Origin of the sequence: Rothia sp. P5766 (assembly GCF_048513555.1) — a bacterium.
In the GTDB taxonomy this organism is placed as follows: Bacteria; Actinomycetota; Actinomycetes; order Actinomycetales; family Micrococcaceae; genus Rothia.
In genome coordinates, this window is sequence record NZ_JBLXXS010000001.1 from 134,312 (window position 1) to 153,143 (window position 18,832).

Annotated in this window: 17 protein-coding genes; all 17 read left to right on the forward strand. The window is 56.6% G+C overall.

Translation table 11 applies throughout. From position 1 onward, the window contains the following. Positions 1-29 precede the first annotated feature (29 nt). The 17 genes from hpt (at position 30) to ACN08V_RS00740 (ending at position 18,831) form a co-directional block, all read left to right on the forward strand. Entirely contained in the window at positions 30-581 is a 552-nt protein-coding gene (gene hpt / locus ACN08V_RS00660; protein WP_419099011.1) for a hypoxanthine phosphoribosyltransferase, read from the forward strand. Between the two features lie 240 nt (positions 582-821). Further along, positions 822-2,969 carry an ATP-dependent zinc metalloprotease FtsH gene (gene ftsH, locus ACN08V_RS00665; RefSeq protein ID WP_419104161.1) on the forward strand — a complete coding sequence of 716 codons (2,148 nt, stop codon included), beginning with the start codon at positions 822-824 and terminating at the stop codon, positions 2,967-2,969. Then, entirely contained in the window at positions 2,960-3,526 is a 567-nt protein-coding gene (gene folE, locus ACN08V_RS00670) for a GTP cyclohydrolase I FolE (protein ID WP_419099012.1), read from the forward strand. The genes ftsH and folE overlap by 10 nt, the downstream gene beginning before the upstream one ends. Positions 3,527-3,773: 247 nt before the next feature. Continuing rightward, the gene (gene folP, locus ACN08V_RS00675) at positions 3,774-4,670 is read left to right on the forward strand and encodes a dihydropteroate synthase (protein ID WP_419104162.1); all 897 of its coding nucleotides are present in this window, start codon (positions 3,774-3,776) and stop codon (positions 4,668-4,670) included. Positions 4,671-4,922: 252 nt separating this feature from the next. Then, a complete protein-coding gene (gene folB / locus ACN08V_RS00680; RefSeq protein ID WP_419099014.1) occupies positions 4,923-5,336 on the forward strand; it encodes a dihydroneopterin aldolase in 414 nt (137 codons plus the stop codon). Then, positions 5,326-5,832: a 2-amino-4-hydroxy-6-hydroxymethyldihydropteridine diphosphokinase gene (gene folK / locus ACN08V_RS00685; protein ID WP_419099015.1), complete on the forward strand. Its 507-nt coding sequence runs from the start codon at positions 5,326-5,328 to the stop codon at positions 5,830-5,832. Before folB ends, folK begins: the two co-directional genes overlap by 11 nt. 44 nt (positions 5,833-5,876) lie before the next feature. Further along, positions 5,877-6,350, forward strand: coding sequence for a DUF3180 domain-containing protein (locus ACN08V_RS00690; RefSeq protein WP_419104163.1), 474 nt, complete (start codon positions 5,877-5,879; stop codon positions 6,348-6,350). Positions 6,351-6,362: 12 nt separating this feature from the next. Beyond that, complete coding sequence (locus tag ACN08V_RS00695) at positions 6,363-7,031, forward strand: PH domain-containing protein (protein ID WP_419104164.1); 669 nt, start codon at positions 6,363-6,365, stop codon at positions 7,029-7,031. After that, positions 7,031-8,593 carry a PH domain-containing protein gene (locus ACN08V_RS00700; RefSeq protein ID WP_419104165.1) on the forward strand — a complete coding sequence of 521 codons (1,563 nt, stop codon included), beginning with the start codon at positions 7,031-7,033 and terminating at the stop codon, positions 8,591-8,593. The genes ACN08V_RS00695 and ACN08V_RS00700 overlap by 1 nt, the downstream gene beginning before the upstream one ends. Before the next feature lie 11 nt (positions 8,594-8,604). After that, complete coding sequence (locus tag ACN08V_RS00705; RefSeq protein ID WP_419104166.1) at positions 8,605-9,282, forward strand: ABC transporter ATP-binding protein; 678 nt, start codon at positions 8,605-8,607, stop codon at positions 9,280-9,282. Next, positions 9,272-10,648, forward strand: coding sequence for a hypothetical protein (locus ACN08V_RS00710; RefSeq protein ID WP_419104167.1), 1,377 nt, complete (start codon positions 9,272-9,274; stop codon positions 10,646-10,648). Before ACN08V_RS00705 ends, ACN08V_RS00710 begins: the two co-directional genes overlap by 11 nt. Before the next feature lie 51 nt (positions 10,649-10,699). Next, positions 10,700-11,596 carry a Rossmann-like and DUF2520 domain-containing protein gene (locus tag ACN08V_RS00715; RefSeq protein ID WP_419099021.1) on the forward strand — a complete coding sequence of 299 codons (897 nt, stop codon included), beginning with the start codon at positions 10,700-10,702 and terminating at the stop codon, positions 11,594-11,596. Positions 11,597-11,687: 91 nt separating this feature from the next. Then, positions 11,688-12,554: a pantoate--beta-alanine ligase gene (gene panC / locus ACN08V_RS00720; RefSeq protein WP_419099441.1), complete on the forward strand. Its 867-nt coding sequence runs from the start codon at positions 11,688-11,690 to the stop codon at positions 12,552-12,554. Between the two features lie 99 nt (positions 12,555-12,653). Next, positions 12,654-14,111: a lysine--tRNA ligase gene (gene lysS / locus ACN08V_RS00725; RefSeq protein WP_419104217.1), complete on the forward strand. Its 1,458-nt coding sequence runs from the start codon at positions 12,654-12,656 to the stop codon at positions 14,109-14,111. Positions 14,112-14,635: 524 nt separating this feature from the next. After that, the gene (locus tag ACN08V_RS00730; protein ID WP_419099022.1) at positions 14,636-14,989 is read left to right on the forward strand and encodes a histone-like nucleoid-structuring protein Lsr2; all 354 of its coding nucleotides are present in this window, start codon (positions 14,636-14,638) and stop codon (positions 14,987-14,989) included. Between the two features lie 392 nt (positions 14,990-15,381). Continuing rightward, the gene (locus tag ACN08V_RS00735) at positions 15,382-17,964 is read left to right on the forward strand and encodes an ATP-dependent Clp protease ATP-binding subunit (RefSeq protein ID WP_419099023.1); all 2,583 of its coding nucleotides are present in this window, start codon (positions 15,382-15,384) and stop codon (positions 17,962-17,964) included. Positions 17,965-18,324: 360 nt separating this feature from the next. Then, positions 18,325-18,831 (forward strand): amino-acid N-acetyltransferase, encoded by a 507-nt coding sequence (locus ACN08V_RS00740; RefSeq protein ID WP_419099024.1) that lies wholly within the window; start codon positions 18,325-18,327, stop codon positions 18,829-18,831. The last annotated feature ends 1 nt before the right edge of the window (position 18,832 follow it).

Here is an 18,832-nt window from a genome sequence, read left to right on the forward strand (position 1 = left end):
CCTCTTTTACCCCAGCAGAAAGATCAACTGTGGACGCACTCGATGTACAGAAAGACATTAAGCACGTTCTCTTCACCAAAGAAGAGATCGACGCCAAAATCAAGGAGCTAGCCGCTCAGATTGATAAGGACTACCAAGGGCGGGACGTCCTGCTTGTTGGCGTGCTTAAGGGTGCCATTATGGTAGTTGCTGATCTTTCGCGCGCCCTCAAAGCTCACTACACCATGGACTGGATGGCAGTCTCCTCCTACGGTTCGGGCACCAAGTCCTCCGGTGTGGTCCGTATTCTCAAAGATCTGGATACCGACTTGACCGGCCGCGATGTGCTTATCGTTGAGGACATCATCGACTCCGGCCTAACCCTCAAATGGCTCCAACAGAACCTGGTCTCTCGCGGCGCTTCCTCCGTGGAAATCTGCACTCTGCTCCGCAAGCCCAAGAGCGTGAAGACCGATGTTGAGGTCAAGTACGTTGGCTGGGATATCGAACCTGAGTTCGTGGTGGGTTATGGCCTGGACTTTGCCGAGCGTTACCGCAACCTTGATTGCATCGTAACCCTGGCACCCCACGTCTACTCCTAAGAGCTAAGGGGAGCTTCAGGTCAGGGGCGGAGGCTCACACTCCGCCCCTGACCTGTACCCGGGAGCTTGCCCCCTTTAGCCCTGAGGTGAAAAATCAGAACTAGGGAGCAAGCAGCCGGTAAGTTTAGGTACATTAGATAGGTCTGAGGCTCACTGCACCCAAAAACCGGGGTGCAGAGCAACCAAAGTTGCGGGGGGATTCAAGCAACCCCCGCACCATCATGTGTGGAAGGCGCGGCTGTGCAGAAAACGGATAACACCCCTGACCCCAAGCAAAAGGGGTTCTTCGGCAAGCTCATTTCTGGGCCCTGGTTCTGGGTTCTCATGGCTTTGCTGATCGCTGTTCCTATGCTGTTTGCCAATTCCATGGCAGCATCATCGCGCGTTGACACCAACGTTGGTATTGGCCTGCTGAATGACCACAAGGTAGTCAGCGCCAAAATTTATGACGGCGACCAGCGCGTTGACCTGGAACTCAAAGATGACTACGTCAATGCTGCTGGTGATAATCAGGGTAAGTCGGTGAGCTTCTACTATGTTGCCCCCCGAGCCGCAGATGTCATTACAGCTATGGATGATGCCTCACTTGAGTCCTACACCGACCAGCCGGTGCAGACTAACTGGTTTACCTCCACACTCTACATGATTCTGCCCTTTGTCATCATGGTGGGCCTTTTCTGGCTCATCATGTCCCGTATGGGCGGCGGCAGCTCACAGATTATGAACTTCTCCAAGTCGCGCGCTAAGAAGTTCAACAAAGATAACCCCACCGTCCGCTTCGCCGATGTCGCAGGCGTGGACGAGGCCCTGGCCGAACTCGAAGAGGTCCGCGAATTCCTGGCCGAACCCGAGAAGTTTACCCGCCTGGGTGCAAAAATCCCCAAGGGCGTTCTGCTCTACGGCCCTCCCGGTACCGGTAAGACCCTGCTCGCTAAAGCAGTTGCGGGCGAAGCCGGTGTGCCCTTCTACTCCATCTCCGGCTCCGACTTCGTTGAAATGTTCGTGGGTGTGGGTGCCTCGCGTGTGCGGGACCTTTTCAAGGAAGCCAAGACCAACAAGGCCGCCATTATCTTTGTGGACGAAATCGACGCTGTAGGCCGCCAGCGCGGCATCGGCATGGGTGGCGGTAACGACGAGCGTGAGCAGACCCTCAACCAGCTCCTAGTTGAGATGGACGGTTTCGACGGTAGCTCCAACATCATCGTTATTGCGGCAACCAACCGCCCCGACGTTCTTGACCCCGCCCTGTTGCGCCCTGGCCGTTTCGACCGCCAGGTAGGGGTTGACGCCCCCGACCTTAAGGGTCGCCAGCGAATCCTGGAAGTGCACGCCGCAGGTAAGCCTATCGACCGCCGCGTAGAGCTGGCCTCCGTCGCTAAGCGCACACCCGGCTTCACCGGTGCAGACCTGGCAAACGTCATGAACGAAGCCGCCCTGCTTACCGCCCGCGACGGCGGGAACGTCATTGACGAGCGCGCCATCGACGAGGCCATTGACCGTGTCATGGCTGGCCCCCAGCGATCCTCACGCATCATGAAGGAGCACGAACGCAAGGTCACCGCCTACCACGAAGGCGGCCACGCCCTGGTCGCGGCGGCCCTACGTAACTCAGCCCCGGTCACCAAGATTACGATTCTTCCCCGTGGCCGTGCCCTGGGCTACACCATGGTCATGCCCCAGGACGACAAGTACTCCACCACTCGCAACGAGCTACTGGATCAGATGGCCTACGCTATGGGTGGCCGTGCAGCCGAAGAAATTGTCTTCCACGACCCCTCCACCGGCGCCTCCAACGACATTCAGAAGGCCACTGATACCGCCCGCAAGATGGTCACCGAATACGGTATGAGCACCAAGGTAGGCTCCGTGCGCCTGGTCGCCAAGGAATCCGACCCCTTCCTGGGTGGTGGCTCCGGTGGCGGCAACCAGCACTCCGACCAGCTGGCCTTTACCGTTGACCAGGAGGTTCACGACCTGCTCTCTATGGCTCACGATGAGGCCCACGAAATCCTCATGGAGAACCGTGACGTGCTGGATACCCTGGCTTACGCCCTACTCGAGCGCGAAACCCTGCTAGAGAACGAAATCGCCGAAATCTTCAAGGATGTCCGCAAGCGCCCCGAGCGCGCCCAGTGGCTGTCCAAGGAGAACCGCGAAATCTCAACTCTCCCCCCGGTCCTGGCCCCGAGCGAACGTGAAGCCGCCGAGCAGGCTAAGGCAGAGAACACCCCTGAGCAGGGCGAAACTGCTGAGCCCGCAGACCAGCAGGGTATCGTTCAGCAGCCCGTAGTTGACCCTATGGGACCCGGCAACCCGCACCCCGGTGCCGCTGGCCCCGACGGCAACCCAGATATCGACCCCTTGGGTGGCAATCGCTCATGGCAGTAGACCAACCGCGTATTGAAGCTGCCGTCCGTGAAATCCTCCTTGCCATCGGTGAGGATCCTGAGCGTGATGGCCTGCTTGAAACCCCGGCACGCGTGGCTAGGGCCTACGAGGAAATGTTCTCCGGCCTGCACCAGGATGCCGGTCAGCTCCTGAGCACCACTTTCGATATCGACCATTCCGAGCTGGTCCTGGTCAAGGACATTCCTTTCTACTCCACCTGCGAGCACCACCTGGTTCCTTTCTACGGGACCGCCCACATCGGCTATATTCCCGGTGGCGACGGTAAAGTTACCGGCCTGTCTAAGCTGGCCCGCCTGGTCGATCTGTACGCCAAGCGCCCGCAGGTACAGGAGCGGCTGACAACTCAGGTCATTGAGGCACTGGTTGAACACCTGAACCCCGCCGGGGCTATCGTAGTTATGCAGGCTGAGCACATGTGCATGTCCATGCGTGGGGTGCGCAAGCCTGGCGCTAAGACCGTGACAAGTGCGGTGCGCGGTGCTCTACGTGACCCTGCCACTCGTGCTGAGGCGATGAGTTTAATGAACGCTTCGTAGGCTTTTATAGAGCTCAATACCGTTCCTGCCAACACCCTTAAACGCCAGCCCCGAGCCAGTTGGCGGGAACGGTATTGAGCTTGAGACGGCACCACCCCCCACACCCTTAAACGCCAGCCCCGAGCCAGTTAGCGGCTATAGCAAGCCCTCGTAACTTAGCCCAAGTAGCATTGAACCAGGCACCGGTGATAGAGCCGGTGCCTTTCTTTCTGCTTTTAGACCGGGCGCACAGTGTTACGCTGAAACCATGACTCTTCCCCACGCCCACGGCTCCTTTGAGAACCTGCCCACTGACCGCACCCTGATTATGGGGATTCTTAACGTAACCCCCGATTCTTTCTCGGACGGGGGGCTTTACGACGACCCCGCCGCCGCTGTTGGCCACGCCCGCAAACTGGTAGCCCAGGGGGCAGACATCATCGATATTGGCGGTGAATCGACCCGCCCCGGCGCTATTCGTGTACCTCTGGCCGAGGAACAGCGCCGCGTCCTACCTGTGGTCGAAGCCCTGGTTGCCGAGGGCATTGTCATATCCGTGGACACCCTCAACCCCGAGACCGCACGAGCTGCCGTTGAAGCCGGTGCGCATATCATCAACGATGTTGCGGGCATGAGCCTGCGTGAGGATATGGTGTCCACCGTAGCCGAATTGGGTGTGCCCTACATTCTGATGCATGCGCGCGGCACCTCCCAGAACATGGATACCCAAGCCACCTACACCAATGTGGTTGAGGAAGTGCTGGGGGAGCTCTTCGTGCTGCGTGAGCGTCTACTAGCCGGGGGAGTAGCACCAGAGAACATCATTCTTGACCCCGGCCCTGGTTTTGCCAAGCAGGGGGATCAGAACTGGCAGGTTCTAGCGGCCACTGAGCAACTGGCCGAGCAGGGGCACAGGGTACTGGTTGCTGGTTCTCGCAAACGCTTTATCGCCCGCCTTCTGCAGGAACTCGATGCTGCCACAAACGGGCTAGACCTAGAAAAAGTGACCGAACGGTCGGCTACCGAACGGGACATCGCTTCTGCCGCTCTTTCCCTCTTGGCTGCCGATGCTGGTGCCTGGGCTGTACGTGTTCATGATGTGCAGGCAACAGCCGATGCGCTGGCCGTACGAACCGCCTGGTTAGAGGCAACACGAGGTAGCTGAAAGCACAGAATAAGGCCTGACATAGAGTCGTCATATATAAAAATGTATATGTGACTTTAAGCGCTTTAGGGTGGCCTGCGCGCTGGGTGCGGTTAGGTTTATAGCCCTTGAAAAATGGGGCATCTAGCGCCTCTAGGCCTACCTTGTGCAGATCAAGCCCGTCCTCCGGTGCCCTCCCCGCAGGGTGCATAATTGCAGACAAAAGCGCCGGCGCTTTTCTGAGTCGGCGGCTATTTTCGGTGAAAGGTACCCATGCAAGATCAGAGCTCTTCGCGTGCAACTGTTCGGGACTATTCGCGCGCCGACCGTATCACCCTCACCGGCGTCGGTGGAGTGGGCTATCACGGGGTACTTGAGTCAGAGAAACAGACGGGGCAGCCCTTCTTCGTTGATGTCACCATGTTCACCGATTTCACCCGGGCAGCAGCTACCGACGATGTTGCCCACACCGTTAACTACGCAGAAGTAGCGGAGACGATTAGAGCTGTCATCACCGGTGAGTCGCTCGACTTGATTGAGACACTAGCCGAACAGCTGGCCCGAACAATCCTAGAACAGTTCCCTCTGCTCGCTGTTGAACTGACCGTACATAAACCGAAGGCTCCCATCGAAGTGACCTTCGCCGATGTTTCGGTCACGATTTTTAGGGAGAATAATGCCCGTTAAAGCTATCCTTGCCCTGGGGTCAAACCTGGGGGACAGTGAAGAAACTCTGGTGCGGGCTATTGCCGATATCTGCTCCCACGAAAAAATTACCGTTACTAAAATTTCACCTATAGCTATTACAGCGCCTGTGGGTGGGCCAGCAGACCAAGATGACTACGCAAATATGGTTGTTGAGGTTGAAACCTCACTCAGACCCTTCCAACTTTTGGAGTACGCTCAGCAGATTGAGCAGAAGCATCACCGTGTGCGCGATGTCCGCTGGGGGCCTCGCACTCTTGACATAGACATTATTGATATTGCCTCTATTCAGATGGATGATCCTGAGCTGACCTTGCCTCACCCGCGGGCTGCTGAGAGGGCTTTTGTCCTAGAACCCTGGGCTCGTATGGATCCTGATGCGCTTCTGCTGGGAGAACCTGTACGGGATCTAGCTGACCGCGCTGAGGATATTGGGGGGATCCGCGAATTCCATCCTGCACCGGTGGTGTGCCTATGAGGCTGAGGAGCCGGGCACTTGCCCTCACCTTCGCCCTAGGGGTTTTGACAGGTTCGGTTTTTAACCTCTTGAGCATCAAGATGGGGGGCCGTGAGCTATCCCTACCCGCCCTTATTGTGCTGGTTTGCCTCATTGTAGGCACGGTGGCCCTGTACTGGGGCCGCCAGGTTGCTCAATACAGCCGGGTCGAAACCCGTAATCAGGCAACTAACATGACCCCGCTCTTTGCGGCTCGGGTCGCTGTTTTCGCTCAGGCTATGGCTCTGACCGGGGCGCTCATGATGGGCTGGCAGGTAGCGATTTTGGTCTATCAGTTGGGTTTAACCGGGGCTCGTGCCACCTGGTCACCCCTGGTCGATACTCTGTGTGCCCTAGCCGGTGGGCTCATTCTCTTGGTGTGCGGAATCCTTGTTGAGAACTGGTGCAAGATTCCGCCGAACGACGACGAACCCGGAGGCGGACTAACAGAGGCTGCCCCACAGCCAGGTCCCCTGGGCCGCACTAGCGATAAAACGTAGACTGTAGGGGGAATGGGGTCGGTTTATGGCCCCTTCCGCAGGTTTGACTCTGATGCAACCGAGGCAGAAAAGGGTGGTATAAGCATGGACGATATCTCGTGGACTCAGCCTTCCCCTAACCGGGCAGAGCAAAAGCTCTTCAGCCCGACCTTGCCTCCCTTGGATCTGGACGGCGCTGGCCGGGGTGTTGGTACCTTGCCGGAGGTCTCCTGGAAAGGTGTTTCTACCCGTTATGTTCGGGTGCGTCTGATAGCCCGCCTGATATGGTCTCTTGGGCTGACAGGAGCTGCTTTCTTACCGTTAGTTTTTACCCGGTTTCTGGGCTGGTGGGACTGGCCTCTCTGGCTGTCTTACCTGCTTCCTGCTTTGGTTCTTGCCCTGAACATCTGGCTCACTCTTCTGGTTAAAGGGCAGGTGCTGGCGCTTGGTTACAGCGAACGTCAGGACCACCTGCTGGTGCGGCGGGGCCTGATGTTCCGTTCGGTGACCGCTATACCCTATGGGCGCATCCAGTATATTGATGTGACTTCCGGCCCTATCCTCAACGCCCTGAACCTAGCAAATGTAGAGGTGCGGACTGCGGCCAACAGCACCACCGTCCCCGGGCTAGACCGTAGGATTGCGGAGAACCTACGCGAGGTCCTGACCGACCTGTCCGATGCCAAGATGGTTGGTCTCTAATGGCAGAGTCGCGCACAGAGCATACTGAGCATACAGAGCATACAGAGCAACAGTGCGAGCCTGAACCCGTGAAGCTGGTCTGGCAGCGTGCTCACCCGCTATCCCCTCTGGTGAAGGCCTGGCTGCTTATCTTTATCTTCTTCTTTACCATTGGGCGTCATGCGGTGGAAAGCCTGCTGTCGGGGGAATTTGATGCTGACCCCAGCGCCCGCCTTAAGAGTGGGCCCCCGGACACAGCGCTTTTTGCCTGGACCGCTGTATTTGGCACCTACTGGTATCTTGCGGCCCTGCTGGCTCTCTTTCTAATTTTCTTTATCCCCATGATGAGCCAGTGGTTCTTCTACCGTTTTGCGGTGGATGGGCAGAACCTCTATCTCAAGAGCGGGGCAATTTTCCGCACCGAACGAAAAGCACGGTTGGATAGGGTGCAGTCTATTGACGTCAACCGTCCCTTTGCGGCCCGTCTGCTGGGGCTGGCAGAGCTTAAGTTTGATGTGGCCGATGGTGATTCCTCTGCTCTCAAGGTTGAGTATCTGAGCTACCGCCGTGCCCGTCAGCTTCGCGATGAGCTCTTAGCTCAGGTTGGCTCCCTCAAAGCTCCTGCCCAGACTGTAGCCGGTGAAGCCGCTACTCTCCCTGCGCAGGGGGAGAAGCACCTTTCTGAGCCTTTAGTCCAGCACCTGACCGAGAATTTTATGGGTCTTACAGGTGAGGATGAGCGCCTTATTGTTAAAGTGCCTCTGGGCCGCCTGATTGGTTCCCTGGTTTTTAACTTTGGTTGGGGGCTGGGTCTGCTTATTGGCATAGGCCTAAGCGCATTTATGGTGTCAGCTGACTGGGGTATCGGCACTATCATCACGTCTAATCTTGCTGTGATTCTGGGCGTTTTCGCGGGAGCTTTGAAGCGGTTGAATACCGGCTTTAACTTTTCGCTGTCTACGAGTTCTAGCGGCTTGAAGACCCGTTATGGCCTGTGGGACACCACCACGCAGACCCTGCCGGCCGGTAGGGTCCAGCGCCTGCAGGTGGAGCAACCTTTCCTCTGGCGGTTTTTCGGCTGGTATCGGGTTAGGGTGACGCTGGCGGGTAAAAGCGAATTGGATGAACAGGCTACCGGTGAGCTTTTGCCGGTGGGCACCTTTGACGATGTTCTTGCTATTGTCCAGCTCATTCTGCCTGCTTTGAGCCAGGGTGGAGTATCCATTGGGCATCTGCGTGAAGGCTTGGGCGCTCTTGAGGGCCGTGCTGGTTTTACGGTTTCTCCTGCTTCGGCTCGTGTTTTTGACTGGTTTACTTACCGGTATAACGGTTTCTTGCAGACTCCTGAGTTCTTGCTGGTTCGTTCGGGTCGGTGGCATCGGCGGTTTGGCATGGTGCCTCATAGGAAAATCCAGGGGGTTGCTTTGCGGCAGGGGCCCTGGCAAAGGCGTCTAGGTCTTGCCCACCTAGAGGTGTCGGTGGCGGGGAGTGCCTTAGGGACACGCGTATCTCACCTTGATGCAGAGGTCGCGCGATCCTTGCTGGTTCGTCAATCCCAGCTTGCTGTGCTTGAGCGCATGTAGAGTGTATATTCATGAGCGAACAATCCTTACTTATGGATCGGGCGGCCAAGTCATACCGCGATAACTTCATTTTTTCGGAGATATCCGTGACCTTTGAGCCGGGTACCTACTCCACTCTGGTCGGCCCCAACGGTTCGGGTAAATCGACCTTTATGAGTTGCCTGCTTCAGCAGGAAGAATTGACTGAGGGGCATGTGGTCCTGGATGGACAGCCTATTACTTCAGCTTCTCCAGAGTTTCGCCTGCAGGTTTTTGGTATCAATGATTCTGTGGGTTGGCTACCCGGAGTGACGGTGGGCCAGCACCTTGAGATGATTGCCTCCCAGGGGCCTGCTCTTGCCCAGGAGCTGGGGTTTGACCCTGCACAACTGCTGAGCGCGCGTGATGCCCTCGAAGAGCTAGGTGTACCCCAAGCCTACGACAGGGAGGCCTTCACCCTAAGCTCTGGCCAGGAACAGCGTTCTAAACTGGCCTCCTTGCTGGTGCGTCCAGCCCGCTATTACTTCCTGGACGAGCCAGAAAAACGCCTTGATAGGCGGGGTATTGAGTGGGTGGCCGCCTGGGCACAGGAACAAACCGCCCAAGGCCGGGCTGTCTGCCTAGCTACCCACGAACCCAGCCTTAATATGCTCCCCGGAACCCGTAAGCTCACCTTCCCCCTGCTCTTAGATGAGTCCCATGAAAACTAAAATCACCGACAGGTTTGTTGATCTCTATAACCTAAGCTTTTACCTGCTGGTGATGCTAGCGCTGGTGGGCTCAATCTCGTACGCCCTCAAACAGCTCAGGGGCCACTACCTCTACTTCACGCTCGATGACGCTCAGGCTCCCGGCTTTTTCCTGGGTGCCCTGCTTATAGTGGTGGCCGCCTTCGTGACCGTTCTGGGCTTACTGGGCCCGGTAGCTTACTCACCCTCCCAGCTTTTCTGGCGCTATTCCGGTCTTATCCCTGCCAGCAAGAACCCCTGGAAACAACCTGCCATGTGGGGTGCCCTGGGGCTATGGGCGCTGGTAGTGACATCATTTGCCATCATTTTTACGCCCCTAACACCCCCGCAGCTCTGTGCAGTGCTAACTGCTGCCTGCCTGTATGGTGCTGTGCTGGTTCACGGAGCAATCGGTGTTCAGGCCAGCGGGCACTGGCGGCTACTGGCAGGCTGGGGCGTTCTAGCTTTAGTAACCGGTCTGGGACTGGTCCTTGCGACCACCTGTGATTTACTGCCCGGCTACGACCCCACAAGTACGGCCCAGCTCTGCGCGGCGGGAATCTTGGGTAGCGGCTTTCTGGGCGCGCTGGCCTATGGTCTTGCCGGTACCAGAACGAACCTGACCTGGTACGCCCTCACCAGCGCTTACGGGCGTAGTGCTATCCTCTTTCAGGGGCTCCGCAACCTGGGCGGGGCAGACGGCTACCGCTACTACGGCTCCCAGAGTGTACGGTTCAGAAGGCGGGTGCTCTCGGCTCGCCCACTCCTGCTGTCTTTGGCTGCTCTAGCTGATAGCACCGGCCCTTTCTTCCTCATCCTTGTTCTCACCATTCCCTTCGCTATCCTGGGTGGAGTTGCCCTGGGGCAGGCTGGTGCCAGTGTGGTGATTGCAGTTGGGGCCTGGATGGTGGCAAGCCTCTACCGCTGGCTGACCCGCGAGTGGGCGGCCAACCTTCCCCTGCGCGGCTGGCTCTCAGCGCCCTACTTTTCTACCGTCCTGGGCTTTGCCGGAGGAGCCACCCTTGCGGCTTCCTGCTATGTTCTGGTGATGGCTCTGGTCTTCCAGCTGCCGCTACTTTCTGCCCTGACCGGTTTTATCTTTGGCCTAGCTACCGCACTCGGTGAACACAACCCACCCTTGACCTATAACTACGACCTGGTCATAACCCTGCCCGAGGGGCTGGTTATCCCTATTGAACCGGCCTCTGCACTTTTCCGTGTGATGCTGGAGATTCTCTCGGTAAGTCTGCTTTTAGGGATTGGTAAGCCTTGGGCTGTTCTTATCCCGCTAGGTATTCTGGGTTCTCGCCTCTACGAGCACTACCGCAAGGGCCACCCCGCACACTAGACTTCGGCAGGTAGACTGGGCAGGTCAGTGTCATCGGCAGAAAGAAAGACCATGAACAGCCCCATTAGACCGGCCCGCCTCAAGATCGGTCTTATCAGCGCCGGCAAAGTCGGTGCGGTACTGGGCGCGGCACTGCGGTCAGCCGGCCACACCATCGCCGGCCTTCACGCGGTTTCTGAAGCCTCCCGCACCCGGGCCGATGCCCTGCTTCCCGGGGTTCCCGTGCTGACCGTCCCCGAAATTATCGAGCAGAGCGAAGTCATCCTGCTAGCAGTTCCCGATGATGCCCTCCCCGGCCTTGTCACAGGAATAGCCCAGACAGACGGTTGGCGTAGCGGCCAAATCCTGATTCACACCTCGGGCCGCCACGGTACAAACGTCCTGGCCCCGGCAACAGCCCAGGGCGCTATCGGTCTTGCCATTCACCCGGCCATGACCTTTACCGGGCTTTCCCTTGACCTGGCGCGGCTGAACTCCACCAGCTTCGGGGTGACTGGCCCAGCCCCCTTCCTTCCCATTGCCCAGGCGCTCGCCGTTGAGATGGGTGGGGAACCCGTCATCATTGCTGAGGGGGACCGGCCGCTCTACCACGCGGCCTTAGCCCACGGCGCTAATCACCTGGTAACAGTCACCGGCCAGGCACTCCAAATTCTGAGTTCTATAGGTATTGAAAATCCCGCCCGCTACATTGAGCCGCTCCTGAGGGCCTCCCTGGATAACGCTCTTGCCTCGGGGGAGAACGCCCTGACTGGCCCAGTAGTTCGGGGTGACGCTCATACCGTTGCGGCACATGCCCAGACTTTGGCAAACTATGCCCTGGAAGAAGGCGCAGAAGATATTCCTACTGCCTACCTTGCCCTAGCCAAGGCGACTGCCCAGAGAGCATACACTCGCGGGGCACTAACTCAAGAGCAGTACCATAGTGTCTTGAGCGCACTTGCCGGGTAAACTGGGAGAGCGCAAAAAACCGAAAGGAAACCTCGCCACCGTGACGAGCCAAATCCCCATCGCACACACTATCTCCGATCTCGCCCGTGAAATGCTTCTTTCTATGACCACGGCAACAGCACAGGTTGAGAAAAATGGAGCCGCAAAGTCTAAGAAGAAACTCAGCGTTGGCTACGTAGCCACCATGGGGGCCCTCCATGAGGGGCACGCCACCCTGATTCGTCGTGCCCGTGAACAGAACGATCTTGTTGTTCTCTCGATTTTTGTGAACCCCCTTCAGTTCGGTCCCGGTGAAGATTTTGAGCATTACCCTAGGACCCTTCAAGCAGATGCTGAGCTAGCCGCTCAGGCAGGGGTTGACGTAATTTTCGCTCCTCAGGTAGAAGATATCTACCCCGGCGGCAATCCGAAAATTACCGTCTCGTCGGGCAAGCTGGGCACCCTCTTTGAGGGGAAAACCCGCCCCGGGCACTTCGACGGTGCCTTGACTGTTGTCAATAAGTTCTTCAATATCCTTAAGCCCATGGTGGGGCAGGCTACCCTCAACGCCTACTTTGGGCAGAAGGACGCCCAGCAGCTGGCTCTGATTCAGCGCATGGTCAAAGATTTCAACCACGAGGTTGTTATTAAGCCTGTGCCGATTGTTCGTGCCGATGACGGTTTGGCGCTATCCTCCCGAAATCAGTACCTGAGCGCCGAAGAACGCGAATCTGCTCTGGTGCTCTCCCGCACTCTGGCTACCCTGCGTGAGCAGTACATCACCGGGGCTTTCTCTCCGGAGCAGGTTGAGCGGGCCCGCCAAACGATTGATAAGACCGACGGTGTCCGCCTGGACTACCTCGAAGTAGTCGATACTGACACCTTTGAGGCCCCCCTTGATGAGAGCGGACGTGTCCTAGCGCTCGTAGCTGCCTACGTAGGCAATACTCGCCTCATCGATAACATGGAAATCAACTAAGAATCTTTTATCATCAACCTCAGAACAGGTACATCATTGACTGAACAGGGCAAGACCCCCGCAGAGACCAAGGCCGTAGAGAACGCCGCCTCGGAGCAGATGCAGATCCGTCTCGAAAAGCGCGCGAAGCTGCTGGAAAGTGGCCGTGAAGCCTACCCAGTAGGTGTTCCCGTTACCCACACCATTACCGAGATTCGTGAAAAGTACGATGGAACTCTTGAAGCTGACCAGACGACCGGCGATATTGTCGGTATCGCTGGGCGCGTAGTGTTCGTGCGTAATACCGGCAAGCTGTGCTTTGCTTCCCTACAGCAGGGTAACGGCACTCGTATTCAGGCCATGATTTCGCTGGCTGGTGTGGGTGAAGAAGCCCTGGCTGATTGGAAGGCTCTGGTTGACCTGGGTGACCATGTGTTTGTTCAGGGTGAAGTTATTTCATCTCGCCGTGGTGAGCTTTCGGTCATGGCCGACAGTTGGCAGATGGCTTCTAAGGCTTTGCGCCCCATGCCCAACCTGCATTCTGACCTCAACGAAGAGACTCGTGTCCGCCAGCGCTACCTGGATTTGATGGTGCGTGATGAGGCCCGCGAGCTGGTCATTAAGCGCGCCAAGATTACTCAGACTGTCCGTAACGTGCTGAATAACCACGGCTATATTGAGCTGGAAACTCCGATCCTGCAGCTGATTCACGGTGGTGCGGCAGCGCGTCCCTTTGAGACTCATCTGAATGCTTTTGATCAGCCCATGACCCTGCGTATTGCTACCGAACTCTTCCTCAAGCGCGCCGAAGTCGGTGGCCTAGAACGTGTCTACGAGATTGGCCGTGTATTCCGTAACGAGGGCGTGGACTCCACTCACAGCCCTGAGTTCACCACCCTGGAATGCTATGAGGCTTATGCTGACCAGTTCGTTATGGCCAAGCGTATGCAGGAAATTATTATGGCCTGCGCTGATGCTGTGGGTGTGCACCAGATTGAGACTGAAGCTGGAACCATTGACCTGACCGCTGAGTGGAAGTGGCTGGGTGTCTACCCCGGTCTGTCCGAGGCAGTGGGGGTTGAGATTACTCCTGCAACGAGCGCTGAGGAACTGCGCGCAATCGCGGAGAAGCACTCCGTTGCGGTTGATCCTAAGTGGGATGCCGAGAAGTTAGTCGTGGAGCTCTTCGGTGAGATTGTTGAACCCACCCTGCTGAACCCCACCTTTGTCTATGACTACCCGCCCAGCGCACAGCCTCTGGCCCGTCAGCATCGCTCTGAGAGCAACCTGATTGAAGCGTGGGATCTCATTATCGGTGGCATGGAGCGTGGCACGGCCTTCTCTGAGCTCATTGACCCCGTGATTCAGCGTGAACGGCTCACTGAGCAGTCTAAGCTGGCCGCTGGCGGAGATGACGAAGCCATGCAGCTTGATGAGGACTTCCTGCGTGCCCTGGAGTACGGTGCCCCTCCCATGGGTGGCCTAGGCTTGGGCATTGATCGTTTGATTATGCTCTTTACCGGTGTTGGTATTCGTGAAACTATTCTCTTCCCTTTGATGAAACCCGAAGCTGAATAAATGAAAAGTAGCCTCTGATTTTTGGCCCGCTCAGCAAAGGCTGGGCGGGCTTTACTCTTGGGTTCTAGGGTAGAGTTCTAGGGTAGATTACCGGGGCTTAAAGAGAGCGAAAGGTTAGAACAGTGGATTTTCTTATTGGGCTAGTGCCCTCCACCTGTGCTGGGGTAGCGCTTTATTTTATTTTGCGGTGGATGAGCCGAGCTGACCGAACAGAAAGAGCCGCGCAGCGTGATATTCAAAAGGATGCTGAGCAGTGGTATCAGTCAGTAAAAAGCTCTGATGGGGCTAGGAATCCTTTTGGCTCCGAAGATTCATAATAATTTTTTTGAGGGAAACCCGAGATAAGAATCTGGGCTTTATTTCCTATTTGGTGCAATGATATGTATTATTTATTATTAGTCATCGAGGGTGGCTAACTTCGTTACACACCCCACAGCCCAACCAAAGATTTATTAGTCTTTACTTAGGTACCCGAAGTAGCGGAGTGTATATTCCCTTCATCACCTCATCAAAAGGAGAAAACAATGGCTCAGAAGGTCAAGATTATTCTTGAAGACGATCTCGACGGTGGCCCCGCAGACGAAACCGTACGTTTCGGTCTCGACGGTGGTCAGTTCGAAATTGACCTTTCCAGCGCTAACGCTGCCCGCCTGCGCGATGCCATCCGTCCGTTCGCCGCTAAGGCCCGCCGTGCAAATGGTGCTCAGCGCACCGCTGGCCGTCCGGCTGGTTCACGTACCACCCCCAAGCGCAATCCCGAAATTGCTGAGATTCGCAAGTGGGCGCAGGAGAACGGTCATAACGTTTCTAGCCGTGGACGTATTCACCAGGATATCCAGGATGCTTACTACGCTGCTAAGGGTAAAGAAAACAAGTAAATAGTTTCTTTCCCGTTTTTATGGGGCGGAATACCTTAAGGTATTCCGCCCCATTTCTTTACGGGATTCATTGTGTTTACCCATATCAAGGCATCTAAATTGGCGACAGGTGTTCATTATTTGTGGGCCTAATGGGGGAGGAGTTTTTACTTGAAACTTCCTGGGAGTTCTGAGGGAATGTTTTGTGTAACTCCCTGAGGCCGTGAAAGTGCCATTATTATTTTCTAGCGCCCGATACCGCGCAGGGTTTTTGCTCTCTGATTTTTGATGGGTGGGTGTGGGCTTTCGTTCCCTTGTAGGCGAACACCATTCATTCCGTGGCGAACAGGCCCCCACGGGCTAGAGAACACGCGTAATCTTTTGGGTAATAGTAAGTTTCCAAGGAGTGTTCAATGTTTGAACGGTTTACCGACCGCGCCCGTCGAGTGATTGTGCTTGCCCAAGAAGAGGCACGCATGCTCAACCACAATTACATCGGCACCGAACACATTTTGCTCGGTCTGATCCACGAGGGTGAAGGTATCGCTGCCCGTGCTCTTGAATCGCTCGGGGTGAGCCTCGCCGCTGTCCGTGATCAGGTGCAGGACATCATCGGTTCTGGCGCTCAGGCCTCTAGCGGCCATATCCCTTTTACCCCTCGTGCCAAGAAGGTTCTTGAACTCTCCATGCGTGAGGCTATTCAGCTTAACCACGGCTACATCGGCACCGAACACATTTTGCTCGGTATGGTGCGCGCTAATGAGGGTGTAGGCAACCAGATCCTGACCCAGCTTGGGGCTGAGCCTGCCAAGGTTCGTCAGACCGTGATGGACCTGATTGCCGGCTACCCCGGTAACAACAATGGTGAGGGTGGCAAGGAGACCGCTGGCGTTGGTGCCGGTAATTCCCGTGAGGGCACCCCCGCGGGGTCAGCCATCCTTGACCAGTTCGGTCGTAACCTGACTGCCGCTGCTCGTGAGGGCAAGCTTGACCCCGTGATCGGTCGTCATCAGGAGATGGAGAGGGTTATGCAGGTCCTCTCTCGCCGCACCAAGAACAACCCTGTGCTCATTGGTGAGCCGGGTGTAGGCAAGACCGCTGTGGCTGAGGGCCTTGCCCAGGCTATCGTTCACGGTGATGTTCCTGAAACCCTTAAAGACAAGCACCTTTATACTCTAGATTTGGGTTCTATGGTTGCGGGTTCACGCTACCGCGGTGACTTTGAAGAGCGCATGAAGAAGGTGCTCAAGGAGATCCGCAACCGTGGTGACATCATTCTCTTTATCGACGAGATTCACACCCTGGTTGGTGCCGGTGCAGCTGAGGGCGCCATAGACGCGGCCTCTATTCTCAAGCCCATGCTGGCCCGAGGTGAGCTACAGACCATCGGTGCTACCACCCTGGATGAGTACCGTAAGCACATTGAGAAGGACCCCGCTCTGGAGCGCCGTTTCCAGCCGATTCAGGTGGATGAACCGTCACCCGAGCTGGCTGTGGAAATCCTTAAGGGCCTGCGCGATAAGTACGAGGCTCACCACCGCGTCACCATTTCCGATGAGGCTATCGAGACCGCTGTTAACCTGGCCCACCGCTATATCTCAGACCGGTTCCTGCCCGATAAGGCTGTTGACCTGATTGACGAGGCCGGCGCCCGCCTGCGTATTAAGCGTATGACCGCACCCCCGGAAATCAAGATCTTGGAAGAGCGTATTGCTAAGCTCCGTGGCGAGAAGGAAGAGGCTATCTCTGCTAACGAGTTCGAGAAGGCCGCTGACCTGCGTGATCAAGAGCAGAAGCTGATTGCCGAGAAGGACGAGAAAGAAAAGGAATGGCGTAACGCTGGGGATGCCTTTGGTGAGGTAACCCCCGAGGTTATTGCCGATGTCCTAGCCGCCTCAACTGGCGTTCCTGTCTACAAGATTACTGAAGAAGAGTCCGGTCGTCTGCTCAAGATGGAAGACGAGCTACACAAGCGCGTGATTGGCCAGGAGAACGCTATCAAGGCTCTCTCCCGCTCTATCCGCCGTACCCGCGCCGGTCTGAAAGACCCCAAGCGTCCTGGTGGCTCCTTCATTTTTGCAGGCCCCACCGGTGTCGGTAAGACTGAGCTTGCTAAGGCTCTAGCCGAGTTCCTCTTCGGCGACGAGGATGCCCTTATCACTTTGGACATGTCGGAGTACCAGGAAAAGCACACCGTTTCCCGTCTCTTCGGTGCCCCTCCCGGCTACGTAGGCTACGAGGAAGGCGGCCAGCTGACCGAGAAGGTCCGCCGCAAGCCTTTCTCTGTTGTGCTCTTTGATGAGGTGGAGAAGGCTCACGCTGACCTCTTCAACTCCCTGCTCCAGATTCTTGAGGACGGCCGCCTGACTGACTCACAAGGTCGCGTGGTGGACTTTAAGAACACTGTCATCATCATGACCACCAACCTTGGTTCTCGTGAGATGGCCCGCCGTGTTCCTGTTGGCTTCCAGCAGGTGGGCGACGACGCAGGCACCTACGAGCGTATGCAGGGTCGGGTCATGGAGTCCCTCAAGGAGCACTTCCGCCCCGAGTTCCTGAACCGCGTCGATGACATCATTGTCTTCCCGCAGCTGTCTGAGTCTGAGATTCTGCAGATTGTGGATTTGTTTGTTGCCCGCCTGGCCGTGCGCCTGCGCGAGCAGGATATGTCTATTGAACTGACCGATCAGGCTAAGGCTTTGATGGCCGCTAAGGGCTATGATCCCTCGATGGGTGCCCGCCCCTTGCGTCGTGAGATGCAACGCAACCTGGAGGACCCGCTCTCCGAAAAGATTCTCTTTGGTGAGATCAAGCCCGGTGAGAAGATTACCGTGGACACTGAAGGCGAGGGCGACCTGGCTAAGTTCACCTTTAGCTCTGCCCCTTTGGGTGAGCTGGATAGCGACAGCTTTGACCGTGTCTTTAGCGAAGGTGATCAGAAGGCTGACCAGCCTGCCGTTGCCGAGAGCACGGTGGAAGGTGACAGCCAGCTCTAGACTCTCACCTAAGAAACCGCCCTGCGCCCCCGAGAGGGGAGCCGCAGGGCGGTTTTCGGTCTTGACAGGGAAAAATATATCGAAATATGGCCTAGTGTTGGAGCTGTAACCAAAGCTTGACCAACCTTTCAGCTAGCGCCCAGGTCTTTAAGGACTTGGCCCAAGGCTAGTGGTCAATACTTAAGTCATACGGTTCGACAGAGCCCCTGAAGCAAATGGTCTTAGTGTGTAGGACCGTTCAGGACAAGAAAACTCTTGTGTGTATGTGTGTGTAATGATGTAAATCAGCCCCCTCACCAATAGGTGGAACGGGGGCTGATTTATTTTTAACCTGGCTCATGGGGGCAGTAGCCTGGGGGTATGACTTCTTTCCGTGTACGCCGGGCTACCGTGGACGATGTGGCAAATATTCAGGCGCTTGTACGCCCCCTAGCTCTTGAGGGTATCCTCCTTGATAAGGAGGACGTTGCCTACTACGAGGCAATCCAGGAGTTTGTGGTGGCTGAGACCGAAGACGGGCAGATGCTCGGCTGCGGTGCGCTCCATGTGATCTGGCGAAACCTTGCTGAAGTGAGGACTTTAGCAACCGACCCCGCTGCCCGGGGCAGGGGAGTGGGTGCTGCTTTGGTCTCAAATCTGCTAGAGCGTGCCCGGGATTTGGGTGTGGAGAGTGTCTTCTGTTTGACCTTTGAGGTGGACTTCTTTGGGCGATTGGGCTTTAGGGTGATGGAGAACCAGGAAGAGCTTGATCCAGAAACCTACATGCAGCTCCTGCGTTCACACGATGAGGGTGTGGCTGAGTTCTTGGACCTGGCTCGGGTCAAGCCCAATACTCTGGGCAATACCCGCATGATTATCTCCCTCTGAG